We start from the raw sequence: 4,965 nt of genomic DNA, 5'->3' as shown, positions 1-4,965 counted from the left end.
TTACAAAAACACCCCATATTTAAAGTTTCACATGCCTTACAAAAAATAACAAAACTTGAAAAAACTCTCTCTTTGCAAAGCAATAGAGCTTACGAATATAAGTATTATTGGCTTAAAGAAGCACTTATTCAAAATAAATTTAAAGGCTAACTTAAGCACTTCAAAGCTCTCAGACAAGGAGAACTTTGAAAGCCGATCATCGGAGTCAACAAAGAAAAAAAACAACAAGAGAGAAAATCAAACATTACACCAAAAGATAAAGAAGCAAAGTTGTTTCTCTTGAAGGCAATTGACAATCTGATATGAATGGTGCTGTGTTCGCGCTACTGAAGCCGTATTTTTCCTTCTTCTTGTGAAAAGATGCCCTCCCCATACATTCACGATGAATGAAAGGCAGCTTACCACGAGAAAAGAGAAAATTTACCCTTTTAAAAAATCAGTCAGAGCTTTTTTTTGAACTATTCATGCTAAGTTTTGGCAAAGGAATGACAATCTTTGTGCCTCCTAAAGCAGAAGTTTCAAACAGAGGTTTTTCACCAAATTGCATACAGAGCTGTTCCACGACCACACGACCAAGTCCTGTTTTTTGTTTTAAAGTTTGGCTTTTCATTCCCACGCCATCATCTTCTACAATGAGCATCAATTGTCCATCTTTCTGGGGACCAAAGGAGATATAAATATGACCAGACCGTTGATCAGGAAAGGCATGTTTTAAGGAATTTGTCAGCAGTTCACCAAGGATAATTCCAAGTGTTGTCGCATCTCTTGAAGACAGGCGACAATCTTTAAAGTTGGTGTGAATGGTGATGTTTTCACGCAATTCAAAAGGGACTGCCAATTCGACATCATGCACAACAGAGCTGAGAAACTCTGCCAATAGTGTCGTTTCCATATCATCACTTAAGCGCAAACGACGATGTGCTGTAGAAATTGTCTGAATACGATCACGTGCAGCCCCTAGAACAGCACGGACCTCTTCATTTTTGCTCCGGTTTAACTGGAGCCCCAACAAAGAAGACACCGTCCCAAGAGAATTGCCAATGCGATGGCTTGCATCCTGCAACAATATTTCAACCCGTTGGCGTTCTTTTTCAGCGTGATTACGTGCTCTTTCTAATTCTTGTGTTCGTTCTTTCACGCGGGCTTCCAGAGCGATATTTTCACTATGAAGCAGCAATTGATACAATTTTAAAGAGCGCATATCACGATGAAAACGATTAATAACAAAATAGGCAGAAATAAAGGTACTCACAACGGAAACAATAGCCGCCAATGTCAAAGCCGCCCGCATCAATGCGATACCCTCACGCTGTTTTTGTCGCACCACATCATCCCCATTAATAAAGCTTGTCATCAATTGAGCTAAACGTGCTACAGGAATCTTTGATACTTCCAAAGAGTCCGCATGAGAAGGTTGAGAAGGTTGTTCAGGAATCGCATCAAGAGCACGCATATGGGCATTCATAAAGGCTTTTCGTGCTTCAACCTCTTCTTTAAAAGCCGTAAACCATTTATACCACTGCGGATGCGCATAAACAATAAGTGCGATATAGTCGAGAATATTCCCCAACTCCCGCTCTGCATTTTCAAAACGTATTTTATCTTCCGCCTTGCGCGTTTTTGCATAGCTGCGGTCAGCAACAGCCATATCAATCAGGCTAATAAGGACCAAATCAGCCTGTTCGCGCAATTCTGAACTTGTATTCAACTGTGCGACTTCTCGATCAACGGCATTTGAAAGCAACATAATAAAAACCGATGCCAAAAGAGCCATAACAAGAGAAACAACAATCGCACCCCACCGCCAGCGTGATATCGTTGCATCAGAAGAAGGCATTTGAGGCATCAAATTTGTTTTTGTTGTCATAGAATGTCCATTGGCGAACTTGAAAGTCGTCATTTTTCAGCACAAAGGAAGGCAACCTTATGGAACATAAAACCTAAAGCCCGTGAGAAAGTTTTATACAGGCTTTTCTTGTGTTCCTAAGGATACACGCCAAACTTCTGAATTCCCTCAGATACTGACTTTACTGTAATAGCTATAACGGGAATAAAAAAAACAAGGCTATCGATCATAATTATTATGCTTTTTTAGCCGTTAAATGAACACAATGTACTTCCAGCTGAGTAAGAATCAGGACCATAATCAGACTCACCATTGACTTTAAGAAGTTCTTGTAATCGATTACGCGCCCTGCTCACACGGCTTTTAATGGTTCCAACAGCACAACCACAAATAGCCGCAGCATCTTCATAAGAAAACCCCGATGCGCCAATGAGAATAATGGCTTCTCTTTGATCGGCAGAAAGCAAATTTAAGGCTTTTTTGAAATCTTGTAAATCAAGCGATCCATATTGAGCAGGATGAACAGCGACATTTTGAGTAAACACGCCGTCGGTATCTTGAACTTCTCTTCCCTTTTTACGCATTTGACTATAAAATTCATTGCGCAAAATGGTAAAAAGCCAAGCTTTAAGATTAGTTCCCATCTCAAAACTATCTTGCTTAGCCCATGCCTTCATAACAGTATCTTGGACCAAATCTTCGGCTTTATCGTGCTTGCCACTTAAAGAAACAGCAAAAGCTCGTAAAGCCGGCAACACAGAAAGGAGTTCTTGTTTAAAGTTTTTCGCGCACTTTGACATAAAGGATTCAAACCTTTTCCACATTGTTTAAGCCAAATTGCTCTGCGCGCTCCAACTTCTCTAAAAGCTCAAGCAAACACCGTGGCAGTGCTTCTTCTTGAATTTCCATGTAAAATTGACGTAACTTCCGTGCTATTTCGCTATTGACCCCGAGAAGATCATCTCCAACTCTAAATTGTGTGGTGAGATTTTTTTCATCACGGTCGTTCATTTTTCATCCCCCTAATCCATATATTACTGGTAGCACCGCGAAGAATTTTTCGCCTTATGGTTGTAAATATAGCTGCCGGTAAAAAGTTCCATACAAATCAAGGAACTTTTTTATCGGTTGAGAATTTCAACCAACAAAATGCTTGAAAGGTCAAAGGAGTTATAAATTATGTCATTATCAACGCGCATTGCCCCGCATCTTCCCTATCTTCGGCGTTTTGCCCGCTCTGTCACCGGTAGCCAATCCTCTGGCGATGCCTATGTTTCAGCGATGTTGGAAGCACTCATTGCCGACATCTCCATTTTTCCCAAAGCCTCCACTGACCGAATTGGTACCTATTGGCTTTTTTGCCATCTTTTTGACCAAACCACACCGAACATCCCTGAACCCCTGCCCCAATTTGGTCTTGAACAAAAAACCAGTGCCAAATTATCCTATCTCACACCCCGTGCACGCCAAGCATTTTTGCTCATTGCTGTTGAAGGGTTTCATGAACAAGACGCCAGCGAAATCATGAATCTGGATACGAAAGAATTTCGCAAGCTTCTCAACCAAGCATCCATTGATATTTCTCAACAAATTGCCACTGAAGTCATGATTATTGAAGATGAACCTCTTATTGCACTTGATATTGAGCAAATGGTAGAAAGCCTAGGTCATCATGTTGTAGGAATAGCGCGCACGCGTGATGAAGCTGTCATCATGTATCATAAGAAAAAACCACGGTTGATTTTGGCTGATATTCAATTAGCCGATAACAGTTCAGGGATTGATGCGGTCAACGAGATTTTGAAAAATGACCGTATACCGGTGATTTTCATCACCGCTTTTCCCGAAAGGCTTCTCACTGGCGAGCGTCCAGAACCAACTTTTTTAGTGACCAAACCTTTTAACCCTGATATGGTGAAAGCGCTTATTTCCCAAGCTTTATTTTTTCAAGAGAATGCTTCTAAAGCGGCTTAGAACAGGGTAACATCTTAAAATTATGATCGTTACGCCTCTTTCAAAGCCTCCCATGGATAGATCTCATATGAGTGCGCTCATGCAAGCGATTCGTGGTGCTGATATTTGCGTTCTCTATCAGGCAACAAATCTGGTTTATTTATGGGCTGAAAACTTGCCACACCATTTGCACAATAAATGGCGGGTTGGGTGTCGTGACAGCGACTTTTTTTCGCTTGACCTTGCAGACAATATGGAAACCATCAAACTGCAAGTTTTAGCCAGTGGCAAAATGCAAACTGTTGAAGCACGTTTTGAAGATACAAACAAACAAGAGATTTGGTACAAATTTTCTATTGATTGCCACCGCAATGATAACGAAGACATTATTGGTATTATCACCACCGGTGTCAATATTTCCGGCTTACGCCGCCGTGAACAAGTGCTTAAAATCCTTCTTCGCGAAGTCAGTCACCGTTCTAAAAACCTTCTAGCGATCATTCAAAGTATTGCCAGCCAAACCGCCCGTTATACTGAATCTCTTCAGGTTTTTTTACGAAAATTTCAAGGTCGTCTTCATTCTCTTTCTCATTCTCAAGATCTGATCACTGATTCCGATTGGCGCGGTGCTCAATTTCGCGAATTGGTCCAAACGCAGGCTTTAGGTTATTTTATGAAAGAAACAGAACGTTTTTCACTTGAAGGCGTCGATCCTTATCTTTTTCCCAATGCCGCTTTGCATATCGGTTTGGCTTTTCATGAACTGATTGTCAATTCTCTTTCTTTTGGAGCCCTTTCCCAAGAAAAGGGGAGCATCTGTGTACGCTGTGAAATTGAAACAAAACTGAATGGCAAAACGCAACTTATCATCACTTGGCATGAAAATTTTGAATCCGGCATCCCTCCCACAAACAATAAAAAAGCCTGTTTTGGTAGTGCCGTTCTCGAAAAAATCGTTCCCATTTCCGTGAATGGTTCAGCTTCCCTCAAATTGACACAAGAAGGAATTGTCTATTGCCTCTCTGTTCCTGATACTTATTTTGATATTTTTTCTTAAAAGAGCATTTTAAACAATGAACAAGAGAATTTTCCCCTTTTTTAGCAAAATGTCTCATCTGTTTATTAAGCACAAAGATATTTTCCAACCTCTTTAAACCAACCTCTAT

The 4,965-nt window shown here is 40.7% G+C and carries 5 protein-coding genes; 2 read left to right on the top strand and 3 right to left on the bottom strand.

Annotation, left to right across the window (positions count from 1 at the left end; all coding sequences use genetic code 11):
• Positions 1-436: 436 nt before the first annotated feature.
• From ACFIL8_RS06635 to ACFIL8_RS06625, 3 genes are all read right to left on the bottom strand, one after another.
• Positions 437-1,867 carry a sensor histidine kinase gene (locus ACFIL8_RS06635; RefSeq protein ID WP_375611692.1) on the bottom strand — a complete coding sequence of 477 codons (1,431 nt, stop codon included), beginning with the start codon at positions 1,865-1,867 and terminating at the stop codon, positions 437-439.
• A gap of 224 nt (positions 1,868-2,091) precedes the next feature.
• On the bottom strand, positions 2,092-2,646 hold the full coding sequence (locus ACFIL8_RS06630) for an RNA polymerase sigma factor (protein WP_375611691.1): 555 nt from the start codon (positions 2,644-2,646) through the stop codon (positions 2,092-2,094).
• Between the two features lie 7 nt (positions 2,647-2,653).
• Positions 2,654-2,857: a NepR family anti-sigma factor gene (locus ACFIL8_RS06625; protein WP_375610684.1), complete on the bottom strand. Its 204-nt coding sequence runs from the start codon at positions 2,855-2,857 to the stop codon at positions 2,654-2,656.
• A gap of 168 nt (positions 2,858-3,025) precedes the next feature.
• Here ACFIL8_RS06625 and ACFIL8_RS06620 point away from each other — a divergent pair, with 168 nt between their 5' ends.
• Positions 3,026-3,820 (top strand): response regulator, encoded by a 795-nt coding sequence (locus ACFIL8_RS06620; RefSeq protein ID WP_375607013.1) that lies wholly within the window; start codon positions 3,026-3,028, stop codon positions 3,818-3,820.
• A gap of 22 nt (positions 3,821-3,842) precedes the next feature.
• Positions 3,843-4,856, top strand: a complete 1,014-nt coding sequence (locus ACFIL8_RS06615) for a sensor histidine kinase (protein ID WP_375618002.1) — start codon at positions 3,843-3,845, stop codon at positions 4,854-4,856.
• Positions 4,857-4,965 lie beyond the last annotated feature (109 nt).

Source organism: Bartonella sp. AP57NXGY (genome assembly GCF_042195805.1).
Taxonomy (GTDB): Bacteria; Pseudomonadota; Alphaproteobacteria; order Rhizobiales; family Rhizobiaceae; genus Bartonella.
This window is presented reverse-complemented; position numbering and strand designations above follow the sequence as displayed.